At 52.7% G+C, this 22,443-nt stretch carries 19 protein-coding genes, 2 tRNA genes and 3 rRNA genes; 15 read left to right on the forward strand and 9 right to left on the reverse strand.

From position 1 onward, the window contains the following. Nucleotides 1-5 precede the first annotated feature (5 nt). The 3 genes from ldcC to tilS all read left to right on the forward strand — a co-directional run bounded on the left by ldcC (nt 6) and on the right by tilS (nt 3,953). On the forward strand, nt 6-2,144 hold the full coding sequence (gene ldcC / locus JSN25_RS09480; protein WP_199952512.1) for a lysine decarboxylase LdcC: 2,139 nt from the start codon (nt 6-8) through the stop codon (nt 2,142-2,144). Between the two features lie 65 nt (nt 2,145-2,209). Next, a complete protein-coding gene (locus JSN25_RS09485) occupies nt 2,210-2,599 on the forward strand; it encodes a VOC family protein (RefSeq protein ID WP_087857689.1) in 390 nt (129 codons plus the stop codon). A gap of 61 nt (nt 2,600-2,660) precedes the next feature. Then, complete coding sequence (tilS, locus tag JSN25_RS09490; RefSeq protein WP_204525653.1) at nt 2,661-3,953, forward strand: tRNA lysidine(34) synthetase TilS; 1,293 nt, start codon at nt 2,661-2,663, stop codon at nt 3,951-3,953. Between the two features lie 83 nt (nt 3,954-4,036). Here tilS and rof read toward each other — a convergent pair whose 3' ends face one another. Then, a complete protein-coding gene (rof, locus tag JSN25_RS09495) occupies nt 4,037-4,297 on the reverse strand; it encodes a Rho-binding antiterminator (protein WP_003018503.1) in 261 nt (86 codons plus the stop codon). Then, nucleotides 4,284-4,484 (reverse strand): YaeP family protein, encoded by a 201-nt coding sequence (locus JSN25_RS09500; protein WP_024132476.1) that lies wholly within the window; start codon nt 4,482-4,484, stop codon nt 4,284-4,286. Before JSN25_RS09500 ends, rof begins: the two co-directional genes overlap by 14 nt. Nucleotides 4,485-4,673: 189 nt before the next feature. On the opposite strand from JSN25_RS09500, the gene JSN25_RS09505 reads away from it, so the two are divergent. Genes JSN25_RS09505 through nlpE form a run of 3 tightly spaced genes read left to right on the forward strand, consistent with a single transcriptional unit; the run spans nt 4,674 to nt 6,367 of the window. Further along, nucleotides 4,674-5,219: a YaeQ family protein gene (locus JSN25_RS09505; RefSeq protein WP_038637444.1), complete on the forward strand. Its 546-nt coding sequence runs from the start codon at nt 4,674-4,676 to the stop codon at nt 5,217-5,219. Continuing rightward, entirely contained in the window at nt 5,216-5,638 is a 423-nt protein-coding gene (gene arfB, locus JSN25_RS09510) for an alternative ribosome rescue aminoacyl-tRNA hydrolase ArfB (RefSeq protein ID WP_204525654.1), read from the forward strand. The genes JSN25_RS09505 and arfB overlap by 4 nt, the downstream gene beginning before the upstream one ends. 30 nt (nt 5,639-5,668) lie before the next feature. Beyond that, on the forward strand, nt 5,669-6,367 hold the full coding sequence (gene nlpE, locus JSN25_RS09515) for an envelope stress response activation lipoprotein NlpE (protein WP_087857695.1): 699 nt from the start codon (nt 5,669-5,671) through the stop codon (nt 6,365-6,367). Between the two features lie 43 nt (nt 6,368-6,410). On the opposite strand, the gene proS is transcribed toward nlpE, so the two are convergent. The 6 genes from proS to metN all read right to left on the reverse strand — a co-directional run bounded on the left by proS (nt 6,411) and on the right by metN (nt 12,005). Then, nucleotides 6,411-8,129 carry a proline--tRNA ligase gene (gene proS / locus JSN25_RS09520; RefSeq protein WP_204525655.1) on the reverse strand — a complete coding sequence of 573 codons (1,719 nt, stop codon included), beginning with the start codon at nt 8,127-8,129 and terminating at the stop codon, nt 6,411-6,413. A 113-nt stretch (nt 8,130-8,242) separates the two neighbouring features. Next, nucleotides 8,243-8,950, reverse strand: coding sequence for a tRNA (N6-threonylcarbamoyladenosine(37)-N6)-methyltransferase TrmO (gene tsaA / locus JSN25_RS09525; RefSeq protein WP_069324015.1), 708 nt, complete (start codon nt 8,948-8,950; stop codon nt 8,243-8,245). Continuing rightward, nucleotides 8,947-9,351 (reverse strand): Rcs stress response system protein RcsF, encoded by a 405-nt coding sequence (gene rcsF, locus JSN25_RS09530; protein WP_016151780.1) that lies wholly within the window; start codon nt 9,349-9,351, stop codon nt 8,947-8,949. The genes tsaA and rcsF overlap by 4 nt, the downstream gene beginning before the upstream one ends. Before the next feature lie 116 nt (nt 9,352-9,467). Next, nucleotides 9,468-10,283, reverse strand: coding sequence for a methionine ABC transporter substrate-binding lipoprotein MetQ (metQ, locus tag JSN25_RS09535; RefSeq protein ID WP_006686809.1), 816 nt, complete (start codon nt 10,281-10,283; stop codon nt 9,468-9,470). Between the two features lie 44 nt (nt 10,284-10,327). Next, on the reverse strand, nt 10,328-10,981 hold the full coding sequence (locus JSN25_RS09540) for a methionine ABC transporter permease MetI (protein WP_006686810.1): 654 nt from the start codon (nt 10,979-10,981) through the stop codon (nt 10,328-10,330). Next, nucleotides 10,974-12,005 carry a methionine ABC transporter ATP-binding protein MetN gene (gene metN / locus JSN25_RS09545; RefSeq protein ID WP_038637459.1) on the reverse strand — a complete coding sequence of 344 codons (1,032 nt, stop codon included), beginning with the start codon at nt 12,003-12,005 and terminating at the stop codon, nt 10,974-10,976. The genes JSN25_RS09540 and metN overlap by 8 nt, the downstream gene beginning before the upstream one ends. Before the next feature lie 189 nt (nt 12,006-12,194). Between metN and gmhB the strand changes: the two genes are divergently transcribed. The 7 genes from gmhB to dkgB all read left to right on the forward strand — a co-directional run bounded on the left by gmhB (nt 12,195) and on the right by dkgB (nt 19,254). After that, the gene (gene gmhB, locus JSN25_RS09550) at nt 12,195-12,761 is read left to right on the forward strand and encodes a D-glycero-beta-D-manno-heptose 1,7-bisphosphate 7-phosphatase (RefSeq protein ID WP_204525656.1); all 567 of its coding nucleotides are present in this window, start codon (nt 12,195-12,197) and stop codon (nt 12,759-12,761) included. A gap of 364 nt (nt 12,762-13,125) precedes the next feature. After that, nucleotides 13,126-14,665 (forward strand): 16S ribosomal RNA (locus JSN25_RS09555). Between the two features lie 85 nt (nt 14,666-14,750). Continuing rightward, a tRNA-Glu gene (locus JSN25_RS09560) sits at nt 14,751-14,826 on the forward strand. A gap of 210 nt (nt 14,827-15,036) precedes the next feature. After that, nucleotides 15,037-17,941, forward strand: a 23S ribosomal RNA gene (locus JSN25_RS09565). A 98-nt stretch (nt 17,942-18,039) separates the two neighbouring features. Then, nucleotides 18,040-18,155 (forward strand): 5S ribosomal RNA (gene rrf / locus JSN25_RS09570). Together the 16S, 23S and 5S rRNA genes with 2 tRNA genes alongside form the textbook arrangement of a ribosomal RNA operon. Before the next feature lie 54 nt (nt 18,156-18,209). Beyond that, a tRNA-Asp gene (locus JSN25_RS09575) sits at nt 18,210-18,286 on the forward strand. Nucleotides 18,287-18,450: 164 nt separating this feature from the next. Continuing rightward, nucleotides 18,451-19,254, forward strand: coding sequence for a 2,5-didehydrogluconate reductase DkgB (gene dkgB / locus JSN25_RS09580; RefSeq protein WP_204525657.1), 804 nt, complete (start codon nt 18,451-18,453; stop codon nt 19,252-19,254). 21 nt (nt 19,255-19,275) lie between these two features. Here the strand turns inward: dkgB and yafC are convergent, their stop codons facing one another. Further along, a complete protein-coding gene (gene yafC, locus JSN25_RS09585; protein WP_160956331.1) occupies nt 19,276-20,190 on the reverse strand; it encodes a DNA-binding transcriptional regulator YafC in 915 nt (304 codons plus the stop codon). Between the two features lie 104 nt (nt 20,191-20,294). Between yafC and JSN25_RS09590 the strand changes: the two genes are divergently transcribed. Together JSN25_RS09590 and JSN25_RS09595 are read left to right on the forward strand one after the other, a co-directional pair. Then, entirely contained in the window at nt 20,295-21,470 is a 1,176-nt protein-coding gene (locus tag JSN25_RS09590) for an MFS transporter (protein ID WP_204525658.1), read from the forward strand. 131 nt (nt 21,471-21,601) lie between these two features. Further along, nucleotides 21,602-22,402 carry an endonuclease/exonuclease/phosphatase family protein gene (locus JSN25_RS09595; RefSeq protein ID WP_038637479.1) on the forward strand — a complete coding sequence of 267 codons (801 nt, stop codon included), beginning with the start codon at nt 21,602-21,604 and terminating at the stop codon, nt 22,400-22,402. Nucleotides 22,403-22,443 lie beyond the last annotated feature (41 nt).

Consider the following 22,443-nt stretch of genomic DNA (forward strand, 5'->3'; position numbering starts at 1 on the left):
AACGCATGAATATCATTGCCATCATGGGACCGCATGGCGTCTTTTATAAAGATGAGCCCATCAAGGAACTTGAGCGTGCGCTACAACAGCAGGGGTTTCAGATTATCTGGCCGCAGAATAGCGTTGACCTGCTGAAGTTTATCGAACATAACCCACGAATTTGCGGCGTCATTTTTGACTGGGATGAATACAGTCTGGATCTGTGCAGTGACATCAACCAGCTCAACGAATATCTTCCGCTTTACGCCTTTATTAATACCCATTCAACGATGGATGTCAGCGCTCACGACCTGCGCATGGCGCTGTGGTTTTTTGAGTATGCGCTGGGCCAGTCTGAAGACATTGCCACCCGCATCCGCCAGTACACCAGTGAATATCTGGATAACATTACGCCCCCTTTCACCAAAGCGCTGTTTACCTATGTGAAGGAAGGAAAGTATACCTTTTGCACGCCCGGTCATATGGCGGGAACGGCGTACCAGAAAAGCCCGGTCGGCTGCCTGTTCTATGATTTCTTTGGCGGTAATACGCTGAAAGCCGATGTCTCCATTTCAGTGACCGAGCTGGGCTCGCTGCTGGATCATACCGGCCCGCACCTGGAAGCGGAGGAGTATATCGCGCGCACTTTTGGCGCCGAGCAGAGCTATATGGTAACCAACGGCACGTCCACCTCCAATAAAATTGTTGGCATGTACGCCGCACCCACGGGCAGTACGCTGTTGATTGACCGCAACTGCCATAAGTCGTTGGCGCATTTGCTGATGATGAGCGATGTGGTGCCAATCTGGTTGAAGCCGACGCGTAATGCGTTGGGTATTCTGGGCGGTATCCCCCGTCGGGAATTTAGCCGGGCAAGCATCGAAAGTAAGGTAGAGGATACCCCTCAGGCGCAATGGCCGGTGCATGCGGTGATCACCAACTCCACCTATGACGGCCTGCTGTATAACACCAACTGGATCAAACAAACGCTGGATGTGCCCTCTATCCATTTTGATTCAGCCTGGGTGCCATATACCCATTTTCATCCGATCTATCAGGGGAAAAGCGGGATGAGCGGTGAGCGCGTGCCGGGGAAGGTGATTTTTGAAACCCAGTCCACCCACAAGATGCTGGCGGCGTTGTCACAGGCTTCTTTGATCCACATTAAGGGCGATTACGACGAAGACACCTTTAACGAAGCCTTTATGATGCACACATCCACTTCGCCGAGTTACCCGATTGTTGCCTCAATAGAAACCGCAGCGGCCATGCTGCGTGGCAATTCCGGTAAGCGGTTAATCAATCGTTCGGTGGAGCGGGCGCTGCATTTTCGTAAAGAAGTGCAGCGGTTGCGTGAAGAGTCGGATGGCTGGTTTTTTGATATCTGGCAACCAGAAAGGGTGGATGAAGCAGAATGCTGGCCGGTAGCGCCCGGTGAAGACTGGCACGGATTTATCGATGCTGACGCCGACCACATGTTTCTTGACCCGGTGAAAGTCACTATTCTGACGCCGGGGATGGATGAACAGGGAAATATGAGTGAAGAGGGGATTCCTGCCGCGCTGGTGGCGAAATTCCTTGATGAACGCGGCGTGGTTGTCGAGAAAACGGGACCGTATAATCTGTTGTTCCTGTTCAGCATCGGCATTGATAAAACCCGGGCGATGGGCCTGCTGCGCGGACTGACGGAATTTAAGCGTTCGTACGATCTGAATTTACGCGTGAAAAACATGCTGCCGGATCTGTATGCTGAAGATCCTGATTTTTATCGTAATATGCGCATTCAGGATCTGGCGCAGGGGATCCATAGGCTTATTCGCCAGCACGATCTTTCCGGGCTGATGCTGCGGGCATTTGATACCTTACCGGAAATGAAAATGACGCCGCATCAGGCCTGGCAGCGGCAGATCAAAGGTGAGGTTGAAACGGTAGCACTCGATCAACTGGTGGGGCGCGTTTCCGCCAATATGATCCTACCTTACCCTCCCGGCGTACCGCTCTTGATGCCTGGTGAAATGATCACGGAAAAAAGCCGGGCTGTACTCGATTTCCTGCTGATGCTGTGCTCCGTGGGCCATCATTATCCTGGATTTGAAACCGATATCCATGGCGCTAAACTGGGTGAGGATGGCGTGTATCGTGTGAGAGTCTTAAAAATGGCATAACGACTTGCCTGAACCCATTGAGCGCGAGTAACGTGCTGAAGAACAAACGAAAGAGGCAAAACGCTATGCTGGGATTAAAACAGGTTCACCATATTGCCATTATTGCGACGGACTACGCGGCGAGTAAGGCATTTTACTGCGATGTGTTGGGCTTCACCCTGATGAGCGAAGCCTACCGGGAAGAGCGAGACTCCTGGAAAGGCGATCTGGCATTGAACGGTCAGTATGTGATTGAGCTCTTTTCTTTCCCATTTCCACCTTGCCGCCCCAGCCGACCGGAAGCCTGTGGTTTACGTCATCTGGCGTTCAGTGTGGATGACGTAGAGAAAGCGATCGCGCATCTGGAAGCGCGCGATGTGAAGTGTGAGGCGGTACGCATTGATCCGTTTACCGGCAAACGCTTTACGTTTTTTAACGATCCCGACGGATTACCGCTCGAACTGTATGAGCTGTAAGGCTTGTCATTATGGCGTTAGCCCGGTAACGTGCCGGGCAATGCCATTGTAAGTAACCATCATGACAACACTCACGCTGAACACTTCACTGCTGAATTCTCAATCGATTCTGGTCGCCTTTAGCGGCGGGCTGGACTCCACCGTGCTGCTGCATCAGTTAGTGCTGTGGCGAGAACAGCACCCTGACGTTACGTTGCGCGCAATCCATATTCATCATGGATTAAGTCCCCACGCGGACAACTGGGTGCAGCACTGTGAATCGATATGCGCGCAGTGGCAGGTGCCGCTGGTGGTTGAACGGGTCCGTCTGGAGGATGATGGTCTGGGGATAGAAGCTCAGGCGCGGCGGGCGCGCTATCACGCATTTGCACAGACGTTACTGCCGGGCGAGGTACTGATGACCGCCCAGCATCTGGACGACCAGTGCGAAACTTTTCTGCTGGCCCTTAAGCGTGGCAGTGGTCCTGCCGGGCTTTCCGCCATGGGAGAAAGCTCGCCGTTCGCCGGGACCCGGCTGATCCGACCGCTGCTGGCGCAAACGCGAGAGGCGCTGGAAGGGTGGGCGCGACAGCACCAATTATGTTGGATTGAGGATGAAAGTAATCAGGATGATACCTACGATCGCAATTTCCTCAGATTGCGCGTTACTCCCTTGCTGCAACAGCGTTGGCCGCACTTCGCGCAAGCCACGGCCCGCAGCGCCGCGCTGTGCGCCGAGCAGGAGAGCTTACTGGATGAACTGCTTGCCAGCGATTTAGCCGACAGCGTCACGGCCCAGGGCACACTTTTACTGGCGCCGCTAATGACGATGAGCGGTGTACGGCGTGCCGCCCTGCTTCGCCGCTGGCTGGCAGGATTAAATGCGCCAATGCCTTCCCGTGACGCTCTGGAACGTATCTGGCAGGAAGTCGCGCTGGCGCGGGAAGATGCTTCCCCCTGTTTTCGCCTTGGAGAGTTCGACATTCGTCGTTATCAGTCACAGCTGTGGTGGGTGAAATCGGTCGATGGGCAAAGCGAAACCGTCATCCCGTGGACATGCCGGGAAACGCCGTTGACGCTGCCTGCCGGGTTAGGCTCGGTGCAGCTCATCCCTGCTGGCGAATTGCGTATGCCGCAGGCAGATGAAGCCGTCAGCATTCGGTTTAAAGCGCCAGGCGTATTACATATTGTCGGGCGTAACGGGGGACGTAAATTAAAGAAAATCTGGCAGGAGCAGGGGATCCCGCCCTGGCGACGAGATACCACGCCGCTGTTGTTTTACGGCGAAACGCTGATTGCGGCTGCGGGTGTTTTTGTGACGCGTGAGGGAGCAGCAGAAGATAAAGAAGGGGTGAGTCTGGTTTGGCATGCCTGATGGCGGTGCGCTTATCCGACCTACATATCGCATGGAAAGTAGGCCGGATAAGGTGCTTGCACCGCCATCCGGCAACAAAAGAATCAGGATTCGCTGACGACCACGGTACCGATTTGCGGGTGACTGAAGCTGGCAATTTTATCGAGGCGAAGCTCCCGGGTTTCACCTGCGACATCTGCGACCAGATATTCCACGTTTTTGCGTGAAACCAGATCGTTTGCTTTCGCTTGTAAAACTTCGCCATCTTTTAACGCCAACGTCAGTAACAAATGGTGCTGGCAGGCGAGTTCAAGATTGTCGTAATCATCACAGTTGATGGGTTGATACGTTTCATTCATTGACATAATCGCTCACCAGTAAGTTCGCGGCAGCATAGGCCGCTTTTTCCCTGACCGACTCTGAAAGGGCGCTGTCTGCCGCCATTTCATTAAGCACCTTCAATACGCAACCCAGCGCATCCGGGACATACCCTAAGTCTCCGCTGGCGATTTCCGCGTACCGCTTGCGTATTAACTCACAATATTTTTCCACATGCCCTCCTGTCAGCACTCTGACTTAACCGTGGATGCAAGTCTAAGCCTACGAAGATAAACTCTGTTTAGCAAGGTGACTATACCATACTCATTCAGGCAATATCAGCGGCCTTGATAGAGGTGCTGTTAGCAGCCTTTTGCCGCAGTTTTCGCTACAATGAGCGCCTGATTCGAAAGGAGTTCTCAAATGGCGCTTAAAGCGACAATCTATAAAGCTGTAGTCAATGTGGCGGATCTCGACCGCAACCAGTTCCTTGACGCAGCCTTGACGCTGGCGCGTCACCCTTCAGAAACCCAGGAGCGCATGATGCTGCGACTGCTGGCGTGGATTAAATATGCCGATGAACGCCTGCAGTTCACACGTGGCCTGAGCGCGGAAGATGAACCGGAAGCCTGGCTGCGAAACGACCATCTGGGCATTGATTTATGGATTGAACTCGGCCTGCCGGATGAGCGTCGTATTAAGAAAGCCTGCACTCAGTCTGCTGAGGTGGCCCTGTTTACCTACAACAGCCGTGCGGCCCAGATCTGGTGGCAACAAAACCAGAGTAAGTGCGCGCAGTTTAAAAATCTTACCGTGTGGTATCTGGATGACGAACAGCTGGCGCAACTGAGTGAATTTGCTGGTCGCACCATGGCGCTGCAGGCGACGATTCAGGATGGCGCTATCTGGTTGTCCGATTCTCAGAACAATCTGGAAATTCATCTGACCGCGTGGCAGCAGGGTTCATGATAGTCATCTCCCGAAACGTCTCTATCCCTGATAATGAGCTGGAAATCACGGCGATTCGGGCGCAGGGCGCGGGTGGTCAGCACGTTAACAAGACCTCGACGGCCATCCATTTGCGCTTTGACATTCGGGCCTCTGGCCTGCCAGAGTATTATAAGGAACACCTGCTGGCCGCCAGCCATCATCTGATTAGCAGCGATGGCGTTATTATCATTAAGGCGCAGGAATACCGTAGCCAGGAGCTAAACCGGGAAGCGGCAATCTCCCGGCTGGTGGCGGTGATCAAAGAATTAACCGCAGTGCAAAAAAGCCGACAGGCAACGCGTCCTACGCGCGCTTCGAAAGAGCGTAGGTTGTCATCGAAGGCGCAAAAATCCACAGTGAAGTCACTGCGCGGGAGAGTTCGTCGAACGCAAGACTGACGAGCAGGAATAAAAATTTATAAGGAATTGATAGTGAAAACAGCAATATTGTCCGTCGTCGCTGCATGCACGCTTTTTTCCTTGATCGGCTGTAACAACCGTACTGAAGTCGAAGTACTACAGCCGACACGGGCGGCAGAATTAAAACCGATGCAGCAAAGCTGGCGAGGCATCCTGCCTTGCGCGGACTGCGAAGGGATTGAAACTTCTCTGTTCCTCGAAAAAGACGGAACATGGGTGATGAACGAACGTTATCAGGGGGTGAGGGATGAACCGTCGTCCTTTGCCTCTTATGGAACATGGGCGCGCACTGCGGATAAGCTGGTGCTGACCGACAGTAAAGGTGAAAAGTCGTACTATCGTGCTAAAGGCGAAGCGCTGGAAATGCTCGATCGTGAAGGTAATCCGATTGAGTCGCAGTTCAACTACACCCTTCAGCCCGTTTCCGCTAGCTTACCGGTGACGCCAATGCCGATGCGGGGCATGTACTTCTATATGGCTGACGCAGCTATCTTTACCGACTGCGCAACGGGTAAACGGATGCCGGTGGCGAATAACGCCCAGCTTGAGCGTGACTATTTAGCCGCGCGCGCGGAAAACGGGCAATCCGTATTGCTGACGCTGGAAGCGCATTTTACACTGGAGGCGAACCCGGACACTGGCGAGAAAGTGAAAACGCTGATGGCGGATAAAGATGCGAAATTTATCCCCGGTAAAGGGTGTAATTAATTGATGAAAAAAAGGCCCTGATTATCAGGGCCTTTTGCTGATATTAGCCTTTAATGGCTTTTACCAGGTAGTCGACGATGTCGCCCGTTTTAATCAACTGCTTCTCGCCGTTACGACGGTATTTGTATTCGATATCGTCGTTGTCGAGGTTACGGTCGCCCAGCACGATAGTGTGCGGAATACCGATCAGTTCCATATCGGCAAACATCACGCCCGGACGCTCTTTACGGTCGTCCATCAGCACTTCAATGCCCTGCGCGCGCAGCTCAGCGTACAGCTTTTCAGCCAGTTCCTGCACGCGGTAGGACTTATGCATGTTCATCGGCAGAATCGCGACCTGGAACGGGGCAATGGCGTCTGGCCATACGATACCGCGATCGTCATAGTTCTGTTCGATAGCAGCAGCAACCACGCGAGTGACCCCGATACCGTAGCAACCCATGGTCAGGATCTGGTTACGGCCATCTTCGCCCTGAACGGCGGCTTTCATCGCTTCAGAGTACTTGGTACCTAACTGGAAGATGTGACCCACTTCGATGCCGCGTTTAATCAGCAGCGTACCCTGGCCATCCGGACTCGGGTCGCCAGCGACCACGTTACGAATGTCCGCAACTTCCGGGGTGGCAACATCACGATCCCAGTTAATACCGAAATAGTGCTTACCGTCGATGTTGGCGCCGGCGGCGAAGTCGCTCATCACGGCAACGGTACGGTCGATAACGACCGGAATTGGTATGTTCACCGGACCCAGAGATCCCGGACCCGCTTTCACCAGTGCGCGAATCTCTTCTTCGGTGGCGAAGGTCAGCGGGCTGGCAACCTGCGGCAGTTTTTCCGCTTTGACTTCGTTCAGCTCGTGATCGCCGCGAACCAGCAGTGCAATCAGCGGAGACTTGCTGCCTTCAACCGCTTTCACCAGCAGGGTTTTTACGGTTTTCTCGATCGGCAGGTTGAACTGCTCAACCAGCTCGGCGATGGTTTTGGCGTTTGGCGTATCGACCAGCGTCATCTCCTGCGTTGCTGCCGCACGCGGCTCTTTTGGCGCAACGGCTTCGGCAAACTCGATATTCGCTGCATAATCGGAGGTGTCGGAGAAGATCACATCGTCTTCGCCGCTCTGCGCCAGCACCTGGAATTCGTGAGAGGCGCTACCGCCGATAGAACCGGTATCCGCTTGTACCGCACGGAAATCGAGACCCATACGGCTGAAGATCTTGCTGTACGCTGCGTACATCGCGTCGTAGGTCTCCTGCAGGGATTCCTGAGAGGTATGGAAAGAGTAGGCATCTTTCATCAGGAATTCGCGGGAACGCATCACGCCGAAGCGCGGACGAACTTCGTCACGGAATTTAGTCTGGATCTGGTAGAAGTTCAGCGGCAGCTGTTTGTAAGAGCTCAGCTCGTTACGAATCAGGTCGGTGATCACTTCTTCATGCGTTGGGCCAAGGACGAACGGGCGATCGCCACGGTCAGCAATACGCAGCAGTTCCGGGCCGTATTGTTCCCAACGGCCACTCTCTTGCCACAGCTCAGAGGGCTGAACGACCGGCATCAACACCTCGATCGCACCGGCGTTGTTCATCTCTTCACGCACGATGTTTTCGACTTTTTTCAGGACGCGCACGCCGGTCGGCAGCCAGGTGTATAACCCGGAGGCCAGCTTGCGGATCATCCCGGCGCGCAGCATCAGCTGATGGCTGATGACTTCGGCGTCGGCAGGTGTCTCCTTCAGAGTGGAGAGCAGATATTGGCTAGTACGCATGTTGTTACGGTTCCAGTTGAACGATCGAACAGGCTCAAGACGAGCCTGGCACAAAACAAAAGTGGTTTAGTTTACCAGCGAGAAAGGGATGTCAAAAGAGTACGCGACGCAAATTAGCGGGCTTCCAGAGCAAAGACCTCAAATCCTGACGGCATAACGCGCCAGCGGACGTTAAAGTCCAGCAGCCAAACGGCGTAGGTTTTGCCTTCTTCCTCGTTTTTACGGTAGGCAGGACGGGGATCCTGCGCCAGCACTTCGGCAATAAACTGGCGAAGATGCGGATAACGTTTTTCCAGCCCAGCCAGTTGCCCGGCGATCTCTTCACTGAACGACACATCTACGCTGGCCTGCGGTGCATCCTGAGCATAGCTGGCGCGAGCATCGGGCAGCGATTCGGCAAATGGCAGATACGGTTTAATATCCACAACCGGCGTACCATCGACAAGATCCAGCCCGCCGAGCTCAAGGATGACGTGCTCTTTGTGGCAGCGGATACCTCGAAGCTCAACCAAAGACATGCCAACAGGGTTAGGACGAAACGTTGAACGCGTGGCGAAGACACCCATTCTGGCGTTGCCGCCAAGACGGGGAGGGCGCACGGTTGGACGCCATCCTCCTTCCATTGTCTGATGAAAAACAAAAATCACCCACAAATGGCTGAAGGCTTCCAGGCCGCGAACAGCTTCGGCCTGGTTATAGGGAGCGAGCAAATGCAGTTCGCCGCTGGCACTTTTCACCAGACCTGGCTGGCGTGGAACGGCGAACTTTTCTTTATAAGGTGAGCGGATAACGCCTATTTGCTCGAACTGAAAATGGCTCATTTCGCCGAAATGTTCAGTGCAGAACCAATGCAAACCGCCTGACGATAGCAACCTGGCGTCCCGCTGGTGACTTCGCAACTGTGCAGCAATACCGCATTCGCTTTCATTTTAGAGGCGTTAATCTGCATGCGTTTACGTGCGGTTGGGATGCTCGGAGGGGAATCCTGGTTAGATGCCTGGCAGGATTCGCCGCTGACTTCGCCGAGATCGCGGAACGGTTTACCCACTAAATCTTCGGCGTTAGTAATGATTCTTACCGGCGCCGCGCGCGGTGCTTTTGGTTTTTCCGGCTCCGCTTTTGGCGGGGTAGCGGTGCTTTGAACGGGTTCAACAGGGGATCTGCTTAACATAGAACAGCCGCTCAGCATGAGTGCTACTAAACAGATCGGTAAAGCACGCATAATATTTCCTCAATGAATGATCTAAACGTCAGATATTGAATCAGGTGCTTGCATAAATGACAAGACGGGCAAGCGCCCGTCCTGATGATATTACAGATTCTGGAAACAGCCTAAAATTACCAGCCCTTAACAGCACCGCCGTTGAAGACTTTGTTCGCTGCTTCGTACACTTCGTCAGACTGGTAGGCCTGCACGAATTTCTTCACGTTCTCAGCATCTTTGTTGTCTTCACGGGTCACGATCAGGTTTACGTACGGAGAATCTTTATCTTCAACAAAGATACCGTCTTTTGCCGGGGTCAGGCCAATCTGGCTGGCGTAGGTGGTGTTGATGACCGCCAGGGCGATTTGCGCATCGTCCAGTGAACGCGGCAGCTGCGGCGCTTCCAGTTCAACCAGCTTCAGGTTTTTCGGGTTTTCAATCACGTCCAGCGCGGTCGGCAGCAGGCCAACACCGTCTTTCAGTTTGATTAAGCCCACTTTTTGCAGCAGCAGCAGCGAGCGGCCGAGGTTAGTCGGGTCGTTTGGAATCGCGACCTGAGAACCTTCCTGCAGCTCATCCAGTGATTTGATTTTTTTGGAATAGCCCGCAATCGGGTAAACAAAAGTATTGCCCGCGGCAACCAGCTTGTAACCACGATCTTTAATCTGCTGATCCAGGTACGGTTTGTGCTGGAAGGCGTTAGCATCAATGTCGCCTTTGCTCAGCGCTTCGTTAGGCAGGACGTAATCGTTAAACGTGACCAGCTCAACGTCCAGACCGTATTTTTCTTTTGCCACTTTCTGCGCGACTTCTGCAACCTGTTGCTCTGCGCCAACAATAACGCCCACTTTGATGTGGTTAGGATCTTTTTCATCCTGACCGCAACCCACAAGTGCCAGAGAACCGATCAGGGCTCCAACTGCCGCAAAGGTTTTGAATTTGAACGCCATGCTTATTTCCTTTTCTTAATGAGTTTTTAGTGTTGTGTGCAACGTTATTTGTGCGTGACAACCCGGACGATGCGATCGCCGGATAACTGAATTAAATAAACCAGAACGACGAGCAATACCAGTACTGTATTCATCACGGTAGCGTTGTAGCCGATATAACCGTACTGGTAGCCAATCTGTCCCAGACCACCTGCACCGACGGCACCGCCCATCGCGGAATAGCCAACCAACGTGATGAGCGTGATGGTGGCGGCATTGACCAGACCCGGCAGCGCTTCTGGCAGTAATACCTTACGTACAATCTGCAACGGCGTGGCGCCCATCGCACGGGAGGCTTCAATCAGCCCGGTCGGGATTTCCAGCAGCGCGTTTTCCACCATACGGGCGATAAACGGCGCGGCGCCGACGGTCAGCGGGACGATAGCGGCCTGCAGCCCAATAGAGGTACCCACAATCATGCGGGTGAAAGGAATCATCCACACCAGCAAAATAATGAATGGGATGGAACGGAAAATATTTACCAGCGCAGAGAGCGTACGGTAAAGCTTAGCGTTCTCAATGATTTGTCCAGGACGCGTAACGTACAGCAATACGCCAACCGGCAGGCCAATGACAAAACCAAAAAAACCGGACACAAAGGTCATTGCCAGCGTTTCCCATACGCCGCGAACCAGCAGCCACATCATCGGCTCAGACATAACCCAGTACCTCTACTTTTACATGGTGTTCCTGCAGCCAGTTAATGGCTGCTTGTGTATCTTCCTGTGTGCCGTGCATTTCAGTCAGCATAATGCCGAACTTCACGCCGCCGGCATAATCCATCTGCGCGCTAATAATGTTGTTATTCACATTAAAGCGACGGGCCGTCTCAGAGAGTAATGGCGCATCGACCGAATGACCGGTGAACTCCATGCGCAGCATTGGCACGCTGTCGGCTTGCGGCTCTGCTTTTAAACGTTCCAGATAATCTTCCGGGATATCCAGATGTAGAGTGGACTGGATAAACTTCTGTGCCAGCGGCGTTTTCGGGTGAGAGAAGACTTCGCTGACGGTGTCCTGTTCAATCAGTTCACCATTGCTGATGACCGCCACGCAGTCACAAATGCGTTTTACAACGTCCATCTCATGGGTAATCAGCAGAATGGTGAGACCCAGACGACGGTTAATGTCTTTCAGCAGTTCCAGAATCGAACGCGTGGTTGCCGGGTCGAGTGCGCTGGTGGCTTCATCGCAGAGCAACACTTTGGGATTACTTGCCAGCGCACGGGCGATCGCCACTCGCTGTTTTTGTCCACCGGAAAGGTTGGCCGGATAGCTATCGTGCTTGTCGCCAAGGCCAACTAAATCCAGCAGTTCTGTTACACGGCGTTTGATCTCTTCCTTTGGCGTGTTATCCAGTTCCAGCGGCAGCGCAACGTTGCCAAACACGGTACGGGAAGAGAGCAGGTTAAAGTGTTGGAAAATCATGCCGATTTGACGGCGAGCTTTGGTCAACTCGGACTCTGAAAGCGTTGTCAGCTCCTGACCGCCGACCTGAACGCTGCCTTCGGTTGGGCGTTCAAGTAAGTTAACGCAGCGGATAAGCGTACTTTTACCGGCACCGGAGGCGCCAATGACGCCGTAAATCTGCCCGGCGGGAACATGCAGGCTGACATTATTTAGCGCCTGAATGGTGCGAGTCCCCTGCTGGAACACTTTGGTGATATTCGAAAGTTTAATCATTGGTTATTTATTATCGTAATTAAGTTAGCCGTGGCATTTTCGTCTGTCTGGGACGGTCAAGGCCGTCAACAAGATGGATGTTAAGGCATCCAGACGTCTAAATCAATCTAGCTTTGCACGATGAGCACTTTCTTGCCCGCCGAAACATGCGATACTAGAGCCACATGCCTTATTCAGGAGCTATAAAAGGTGGCAAAGTCTGTACCCGCAATTTTTCTCGACCGTGACGGCACCATTAATGTGGACCACGGTTACGTACATGAGATTGATGAGTTCGAGTTTATCGACGGCGTTATTGATGCTATGCGTGAACTTAAAAATATGGGTTACGCGCTAATTGTGGTGACGAACCAGTCTGGTATCGCGCGCGGTAAATTTACCGAGGCACAGTTTGAAACGTTGACCGAATGGATGGACTGGTCGCTGGCCGATCGCGACGTTGATCTGGATGGTATCTACTATTGCCCGCACCATCCGCAGGGTACCGTAGAAGAGTATCGTCAGGTCTGCGATTGCCGTAAGCCGCATCCCGGGATGTTGATCTCCGCTCGCGACTTCCTGCACATCGATATGGCTGCTTCTTATATGGTAGGCGACAAAATAGAAGATATGCAGGCGGCAGCAGCGGCGAATGTTGGAACCAAGGTACTGGTGCGCACGGGCAAACCCGTCACGCCGGAAGCAGAAAATGCGGCAGATTTGGTTATAAATAGTCTGGCAGACCTGCTAAAGGCGATAAAAAAGCAGCAAAAGTAAGCGTTGTGGATAAAAGGTGAGCGGTTGGAACAAAAATGCATTTTTCCGCTTGTCTTCCTGAGTCGACTCCCTATAATGCGCCTCCATCGACACGGCGGATGTGAATCACTTCACACAAACAGCCCGGTCGGTTGAAGAGAAAAACCTGAAAATGAGGGTTGACTCTGAAAGAGGAAAGCGTAATATACGCCACCTCGCGACAGAGCGCCAAAGCGCGTCGCAACTGCTCTTTAACAATTTATCAGACAATCTGTGTGGGCACTCGAGGATACGGATTCTTAACGTCGCAAGACGAAAAATGAATACCAAGTCTCTGAGTGAACACGTAATTCATTACGAAGTTTAATTCACGAGCATCAAACTTAAATTGAAGAGTTTGATCATGGCTCAGATTGAACGCTGGCGGCAGGCCTAACACATGCAAGTCGAACGGTAGCACAGAGAGCTTGCTCTCGGGTGACGAGTGGCGGACGGGTGAGTAATGTCTGGGAAACTGCCCGATGGAGGGGGATAACTACTGGAAACGGTAGCTAATACCGCATAATGTCGCAAGACCAAAGAGGGGGACCTTCGGGCCTCTTGCCATCGGATGTGCCCAGATGGGATTAGCTAGTAGGTGGGGTAACGGCTCACCTAGGCGACGATCCCTAGCTGGTCTGAGAGGATGACCAGCCACACTGGAACTGAGACACGGTCCAGACTCCTACGGGAGGCAGCAGTGGGGAATATTGCACAATGGGCGCAAGCCTGATGCAGCCATGCCGCGTGTATGAAGAAGGCCTTCGGGTTGTAAAGTACTTTCAGCGAGGAGGAAGGCGCTGTGGTTAATAACCACAGCGATTGACGTTACTCGCAGAAGAAGCACCGGCTAACTCCGTGCCAGCAGCCGCGGTAATACGGAGGGTGCAAGCGTTAATCGGAATTACTGGGCGTAAAGCGCACGCAGGCGGTCTGTCAAGTCGGATGTGAAATCCCCGGGCTCAACCTGGGAACTGCATCCGAAACTGGCAGGCTAGAGTCTTGTAGAGGGGGGTAGAATTCCAGGTGTAGCGGTGAAATGCGTAGAGATCTGGAGGAATACCGGTGGCGAAGGCGGCCCCCTGGACAAAGACTGACGCTCAGGTGCGAAAGCGTGGGGAGCAAACAGGATTAGATACCCTGGTAGTCCACGCCGTAAACGATGTCGACTTGGAGGTTGTGCCCTTGAGGCGTGGCTTCCGGAGCTAACGCGTTAAGTCGACCGCCTGGGGAGTACGGCCGCAAGGTTAAAACTCAAATGAATTGACGGGGGCCCGCACAAGCGGTGGAGCATGTGGTTTAATTCGATGCAACGCGAAGAACCTTACCTACTCTTGACATCCACGGAATTTGGCAGAGATGCCTTAGTGCCTTCGGGAACCGTGAGACAGGTGCTGCATGGCTGTCGTCAGCTCGTGTTGTGAAATGTTGGGTTAAGTCCCGCAACGAGCGCAACCCTTATCCTTTGTTGCCAGCGGTCCGGCCGGGAACTCAAAGGAGACTGCCAGTGATAAACTGGAGGAAGGTGGGGATGACGTCAAGTCATCATGGCCCTTACGAGTAGGGCTACACACGTGCTACAATGGCATATACAAAGAGAAGCGACCTCGCGAGAGCAAGCGGACCTCATAAAGTATGTCGTAGTCCGGATTGGAGTCTGCAACTCGACTCCATGAAGTCGGAATCGCTAGTAATCGTGGATCAGAATGCCACGGTGAATACGTTCCCGGGCCTTGTACACACCGCCCGTCACACCATGGGAGTGGGTTGCAAAAGAAGTAGGTAGCTTAACCTTCGGGAGGGCGCTTACCACTTTGTGATTCATGACTGGGGTGAAGTCGTAACAAGGTAACCGTAGGGGAACCTGCGGTTGGATCACCTCCTTACCTTAAAGAACCGACCTTTGCAGTGCTCACACAGATTGTCTGATGAAAAGTGAATAGCAAGGCGTCTTGCGATTGAGACTTCAGTGTCCCCTTCGTCTAGAGGCCCAGGACACCGCCCTTTCACGGCGGTAACAGGGGTTCGAATCCCCTAGGGGACGCCACTTGCTGGTTCGTGAGTGAAAGACGCGTACCCTGATATCTCAAAACTCATCTTCGGGTGATGTTTGAGATATTTGCTCTTTAAAAATCTGGATCAAGCTGAAAATTGAAACGACACACTGTTTCATTTCTCCGTAAACARGAAATGAAAAGCGGTGTGTTCGAGTCTCTCAAATTTTCGCAATCAGAAGTGAAACATCTTCGGGTTGTGAGGTTAAGCGACTAAGCGTACACGGTGGATGCCCTGGCAGTCAGAGGCGATGAAGGACGTGCTAATCTGCGATAAGCGCCGGTAAGGTGATATGAACCGTTATAACCGGCGATTTCCGAATGGGGAAACCCAGTGTGATTCGTCACACTATCGTTAACTGAATACATAGGTTAACGAAGCGAACCGGGGGAACTGAAACATCTAAGTACCCCGAGGAAAAGAAATCAACCGAGATTCCCCCAGTAGCGGCGAGCGAACGGGGAGCAGCCCAGAGTCTGAATCAGCATGTGTGTTAGTGGAACGGTCTGGAAAGTCCGACGGTACAGGGTGATAGTCCCGTACACAAAAACGCATGTGCTGTGAACTCGAAGAGTAGGGCGGGACACGTGGTATCCTGTCTGAATATGGGGGGACCATCCTCCAAGGCTAAATACTCCTGACTGACCGATAGTGAACCAGTACCGTGAGGGAAAGGCGAAAAGAACCCCGGCGAGGGGAGTGAAAAAGAACCTGAAACCGTGTACGTACAAGCAGTGGGAGCACCTTCGGGTGTGACTGCGTACCTTTTGTATAATGGGTCAGCGACTTATATTCTGTAGCAAGGTTAACCGTATAGGGGAGCCGAAGGGAAACCGAGTCTTAACTGGGCGTTAAGTTGCAGGGTATAGACCCGAAACCCGGTGATCTAGCCATGGGCAGGTTGAAGGTTGGGTAACACTAACTGGAGGACCGAACCGACTAATGTTGAAAAATTAGCGGATGACTTGTGGCTGGGGGTGAAAGGCCAATCAAACCGGGAGATAGCTGGTTCTCCCCGAAAGCTATTTAGGTAGCGCCTCGTGAATTCATCTTCGGGGGTAGAGCACTGTTTCGGCTAGGGGGTCATCCCGACTTACCAACCCGATGCAAACTGCGAATACCGAAGAATGTTATCACGGGAGACACACGGCGGGTGCTAACGTCCGTCGTGAAGAGGGAAACAACCCAGACCGCCAGCTAAGGTCCCAAAGTCATGGTTAAGTGGGAAACGATGTGGGAAGGCACAGACAGCCAGGATGTTGGCTTAGAAGCAGCCATCATTTAAAGAAAGCGTAATAGCTCACTGGTCGAGTCGGCCTGCGCGGAAGATGTAACGGGGCTAAACCATGCACCGAAGCTGCGGCAGCGACACTATGTGTTGTTGGGTAGGGGAGCGTTCTGTAAGCCGTTGAAGGTGGCCTGTGAGGGTTGCTGGAGGTATCAGAAGTGCGAATGCTGACATAAGTAACGATAATGCGGGTGAAAAACCCGCACGCCGGAAGACCAAGGGTTCCTGTCCAACGTTAATCGGGACAGGGTGAGTCGACCCCTAAGGCGAGGCCGAAAGGCGTAGTCGATGGGAAACAGGTTAATATTCCTGTACTTGGTGTTACTGCGAAGGGGGGACGGAGAAGGCTATGTCGGCCGGGCGACGGTTGTCCCGGTTTAAGCATGTAGGCGGAGGTTCCAGGTAAATCCGGTACCTTTTAACGCTGAGGTGTGATGACGAGGCACTACGGTGCTGAAGTGACAAATGCCCTGCTTCCAGGAAAAGCCTCTAAGCATCAGGTAACATCAAATCGTACCCCAAACCGACACAGGTGGTCAGGTAGAGAATACCAAGGCGCTTGAGAGAACTCGGGTGAAGGAACTAGGCAAAATGGTGCCGTAACTTCGGGAGAAGGCACGCTGATAGGTAGGTGAAGTGATTTACTCATGGAGCTGAAATCAGTCGAAGATACCAGCTGGCTGCAACTGTTTATTAAAAACACAGCACTGTGCAAACACGAAAGTGGACGTATACGGTGTGACGCCTGCCCGGTGCCGGAAGGTTAATTGATGGGGTTATCCGTAAGGAGAAGCTCTTGATCGAAGCCCCGGTAAACGGCGGCCGTAACTATAACGGTCCTAAGGTAGCGAAATTCCTTGTCGGGTAAGTTCCGACCTGCACGAATGGCGTAATGATGGCCAGGCTGTCTCCACCCGAGACTCAGTGAAATTGAACTCGCTGTGAAGATGCAGTGTACCCGCGGCAAGACGGAAAGACCCCGTGAACCTTTACTATAGCTTGACACTGAACACTGGTCCTTGATGTGTAGGATAGGTGGGAGGCTTTGAAGTGTGGACGCCAGTCTGCATGGAGCCGTCCTTGAAATACCACCCTTTAATGGCTGGTGTTCTAACGTGGGCCCGTAATCCGGGTTGCGGACAGTGTCTGGTGGGTAGTTTGACTGGGGCGGTCTCCTCCCAAAGAGTAACGGAGGAGCACGAAGGTTAGCTAATCCTGGTCGGACATCAGGAGGTTAGTGCAAAGGCATAAGCTAGCTTGACTGCGAGAGTGACGGCTCGAGCAGGTGCGAAAGCAGGTCTTAGTGATCCGGTGGTTCTGAATGGAAGGGCCATCGCTCAACGGATAAAAGGTACTCCGGGGATAACAGGCTGATACCGCCCAAGAGTTCATATCGACGGCGGTGTTTGGCACCTCGATGTCGGCTCATCACATCCTGGGGCTGAAGTAGGTCCCAAGGGTATGGCTGTTCGCCATTTAAAGTGGTACGCGAGCTGGGTTTAGAACGTCGTGAGACAGTTCGGTCCCTATCTGCCGTGGGCGCTGGAGAATTGAGGGGGGCTGCTCCTAGTACGAGAGGACCGGAGTGGACGCATCACTGGTGTTCGGGTTGTCATGCCAATGGCACTGCCCGGTAGCTAAATGCGGAAGAGATAAGTGCTGAAAGCATCTAAGCACGAAACTTGCCCCGAGATGAGTTCTCCCTGAGTCCTTGAGTCTCCTGAAGGAACGTTGAAGACGACGACGTTGATAGGTCGGGTGTGTAAGTGTAGCGATACATTGAGCTAACCGATACTAATGAACCGTGAGGCTTAACCTTACAACGCCGAAGATGTTTTGGCGGATTTGAGAAGACAGATTTTCAGCCTGATACAGATGACATTAACCGGCGAAAAGCGGGTTAATAAACAGAATTTGCCTGGCGGCTGTAGCGCGGTGGTCCCACCTGACCCCATGCCGAACTCAGAAGTGAAACGCCGTAGCGCCGATGGTAGTGTGGGGTCTCCCCATGCGAGAGTAGGGAACTGCCAGGCATCAAATTGCAGTAAACCGGGATGAAAATCCGGGTGGTGACAAAGAAATTCGGTGGAGCGGTAGTTCAGTTGGTTAGAATACCTGCCTGTCACGCAGGGGGTCGCGGGTTCGAGTCCCGTCCGTTCCGCCACTTATTAAGAGCCCTGAGCTAACGCTCAGGGCTTTTTCTTTGCCTGCGATTTAATTATTGCTAAATTCGCAAAAATCCTCTGCATTTTTCACTCTTTTTCTATAAAGCGCTGAAGCTCATAATCCTCTCCGTAAACGAACATTGTGATTAAAAAGAGGAATTTCATGACTATCCCTGCATTCGGTTTAGGTACTTTTCGCCTGAAAGACGACGTGGTTATCGCTTCTGTTAAAACGGCGCTAGAGTTGGGCTACCGTGCTGTCGACACTGCGCAAATCTATGATAATGAAGCGGCTGTTGGCCAGGCGATTGCTGAGAGCGGCGTACCACGTAGCGAGCTGTATATCACCACCAAGATCTGGATTGAAAACCTTAGCAAAGACAAGCTGATCCCAAGCCTGAAAGAGAGCCTGGAAAAACTTCGTACGGATTATGTCGATCTGACGCTAATCCACTGGCCATCTCCGGGTGACGCCGTCTCTGTCGAAGAATGTATGCAGGCATTGCTTGAAGCTAAAGAACAAGGGCTGACTCGCGAAATTGGCATTTCAAACTTCACCATTCCGCTGATGGAAAAAGCCATTGCTACAGTGGGCGTGGAGAACATCGCCACTAACCAGATTGAACTGTCTCCGTATCTGCAGAGCCGTCGGGTGGTTGACTGGGCGAAAGCGCACGCTATCCACATCACCTCTTACATGACGCTGGCTTACGGTAAAGCGCTGAAAGATGAAGTGATTGCGCGCATCGCCGCAAAACACAATGCCACTCCGGCACAGGTTATCCTGGCATGGGCAATGGGAGAAGGCTACTCAGTAATCCCTTCTTCCACCAAGCGTGAAAACCTGGCAAGTAACCTACTGGCACTGGAACTGCATCTGGATGCCGAAGATAGAGCAGCGATCGCGGCACTGGATTGCAACGATCGCCTGGTTAGCCCGGAAGGTCTGGCCCCTGAGTGGGATTAATTGCTTGACCCTTTGTACCCTTTAACCCTCTTTCACAGCTCCTTCGGGAGCTGTTTTTATATGTTCACTTAAGAAGTCGATAAATGCCCGGATACGTGTACTGACGGCACGATCGCTGTAGTAAACTGCGCTGAAAGGCATTTCTACCGGCAGACGCTTATCGGCCAGCAGTTCCACCAGTTCTCCCTGCTCGATCTCTTTGTCAATCATATAATCTGAAAGACATGCAATGCCGTTACCGTTCAGGCAAAGCTGTTTTAATGTTTCCCCGCTGTTGGAAGAAATCCCACATTCGACCTCATGGAGCTGCCCATCGCTACAGGCTATTGGCCAGGTATTGAGCGAGATGGGTTCAGAAAACCCCAGACACAGGTGCCGTTTTAACTCTTCAACGCTCTCTGGCTTGCCAAAACGGGCAATATAGTCAGGTGAAGCGATAATCTTGCGGTAGCTGGTAAATAACGGACGTGCGCGCAGACTTGAATCAGTCAACGTGCCTGCGCGTATCGCAACATCCACTTTTCGTTCAATAAGATTGATGAACGTTTCTGAGGAGACAAGAGACAACGTCATCTCGGGATACCGCTCACGGAACGGTTTAATCAGCGGCATCAGGAAATGCAGCATTACCGGCGTTGCCGCATCGATACGCAGTAAGCCGCGTGGGGTATTACGTGATTCCATGATTTCCGTTTCTGCTGCAGCCATTTCTTGCAGTATCTGCTGCACGCGCCTGAAGTATCGCTCACCTTCTTCAGTCAGGCTCAGCTGTCGGGTCGTACGATTAAGCAGACTGACGCCGAGCTTCATCTCCAGCTTTTTAACTGCCCGGCTGACAGCGGAATTGGCCTGTCCAAGCTGCTCTGCCGCCCGGCTGAAGCTGCCGCTTTCCACGACAGCGACAAAAATTGCAAGTTCTTCGGAGGTTGCTTTCATTTTTGCACCTGAAGCAAAATTAAATTGATATTTTGAATATTTTTGTCATTAAAACATCCAGGCATACTGCGTGTCATCTGATTACTGATGTTATGGAGTTATTTATGCCTCTCGCTTTATTTGCACTGACGATAAGTGCCTTCGCTATTGGCACGACTGAGTTTGTGATTGTCGGCCTGGTGCCGACCATTGCTCAACAACTGGCGATCTCGTTACCTTCCGCCGGAATGTTGGTTTCAATCTATGCGCTGGGCGTGGCTATTGGCGCGCCGGTGCTGACTGCTCTGACCGGACGCTTACCGCGTAAACAGTTACTGGTCGCGCTGATGGTCTTGTTTACGGCCGGGAATTTGCTGGCATGGCAGGCACCGGGCTATATGACATTAATCGTCGCCCGTCTGCTGACGGGGCTGGCGCACGGTGTGTTCTTCTCAATTGGCTCTACCATCGCGACAAGTCTGGTGCCGAAAGAGAAAGCGGCTTCCGCGATCGCCATTATGTTTGGCGGCTTAACGGTGGCGCTGGTTACGGGCGTGCCGCTGGGGACATTCATCGGTCAGCATTTTGGCTGGCGCGAGACTTTTCTTGCGGTATCAATGTTAGGCGTGATCGCGCTGATTAGTAGCCAACTGCTGATCCCGGCCAACATTCCCGGTCGGGCGGCCGCCAGCATTCGTGACCAGGTGAAAGTGCTGACCCATCCTCGTCTGTTGCTGATTTACGCCGTTACGGCGCTGGGCTATGGCGGTGTATTCACGGCATTCACCTTCCTGGCGCCGATGATGCAGGATCTGGCTGGATTCTCCCCGGCAGCAGTAAGCTGGATCTTGCTGGGTTATGGCGTATCTGTGGCTATCGGCAATATCTGGGGCGGTAAACTGGCAGATAAGCATGGTGCCGTTCCTGCGCTGAAATTTATTTTCGCCGCACTGTTTGTTCTGCTGATGGTCTTCCAGGTGACCGCATCCACTCAGTACGCCGCACTGGCCACTATTCTGGTGATGGGGATCTTTGCCTTTGGCAACGTACCGGGTTTGCAGGTCTACGTTGTTCAGAAAGCCGAACAATTCACGCCTAATGCGGTAGATGTGGCATCAGGACTCAACATTGCAACGTTTAACATTGGTATTGCATTGGGTTCAGTGATTGGCGGGCAAACGGTGGAGCATTACGGTTTGGCGCAGACGCTGTGGATTGGCGCCCTCATTGTTCTGGTGGCTTTCTTACTGATGGGCGTCAGCGGTCGCCTTGATAAACCTGTTCGCATTGCTCTGGGGTAAATCATTGATGTAAGCGCCCACTTACAAAACAAACTGCAATTGTTCGTTGAAAGTGAGTGCTAAAATCCCTATAACAGAAGAACCAGTCCGGCTGCGGACTGGTTGACGTTACAGAGGTTTGAAAGTCTAAAGTGCGAAAAAACACCTATGCCATGCGTTATGTTGCCGGACAGCCCGTTGAGCGGATTTTACCGCCAGGGTCGTTTGCGCATATTGGCCAGGCATTACCCGCAGGCGCTCCGTTAAGCAGTGAAGATCGCATTCGCGTGCTGGTATGGAATATTTTTAAGCAGCAGCGTGCAGAATGGCAGTCGGTGCTGAAAAATTTTGGCAAAGATGCGCATCTGGTGTTATTGCAGGAAGCGCAAACCACGCCTGAACTGGTGCAGTTTGCGACCGCTAACTATCTCGCTGCCGACCAGGTACCCGCCTTTGTGCTGCCTCAGCACCCCTCTGGCGTCATGACGCTCTCTGCCGCCCATCCTGTTTACTGCTGTCCATTGCGCGAGCGTGAGCCTATTTTACGGCTGGCGAAATCGGCATTGGTGACGGTTTACCCATTGCCTGATACGCGTTTATTGATGGTGGTGAATATCCACGCGGTAAATTTCAGCCTTGGCGTTGATGTTTATAGTAAGCAGTTACTTCCTATTGGCGATCAGATTGCCCATCACAGCGGTCCGGTGATCATGGCGGGTGATTTTAATGCCTGGAGCCGTCGACGGATGAATGCGCTGTACCGCTTTGCGCGCGAAATGTCGCTGCGCCAGGTGCGCTTTACCGACGATCAACGCCGACGCGCGTTTGGTCGCCCTCTCGATTTTGTGTTCTATCGTGGTTTGAACGTGAGTGAAGCCTCTGTGCTGGTCACCCGCGCATCCGATCACAATCCGCTACTCGTTGAATTCAGTCCCGGCAAACCTGAACAATAACGATGTGTCAGGTCTGCCGTAGGGCAGACCTGTAGTGGTGC

It is taken from the genome of Citrobacter cronae (genome assembly GCF_016893685.1).
In the GTDB taxonomy this organism is placed as follows: domain Bacteria; phylum Pseudomonadota; class Gammaproteobacteria; order Enterobacterales; family Enterobacteriaceae; genus Citrobacter; species Citrobacter werkmanii.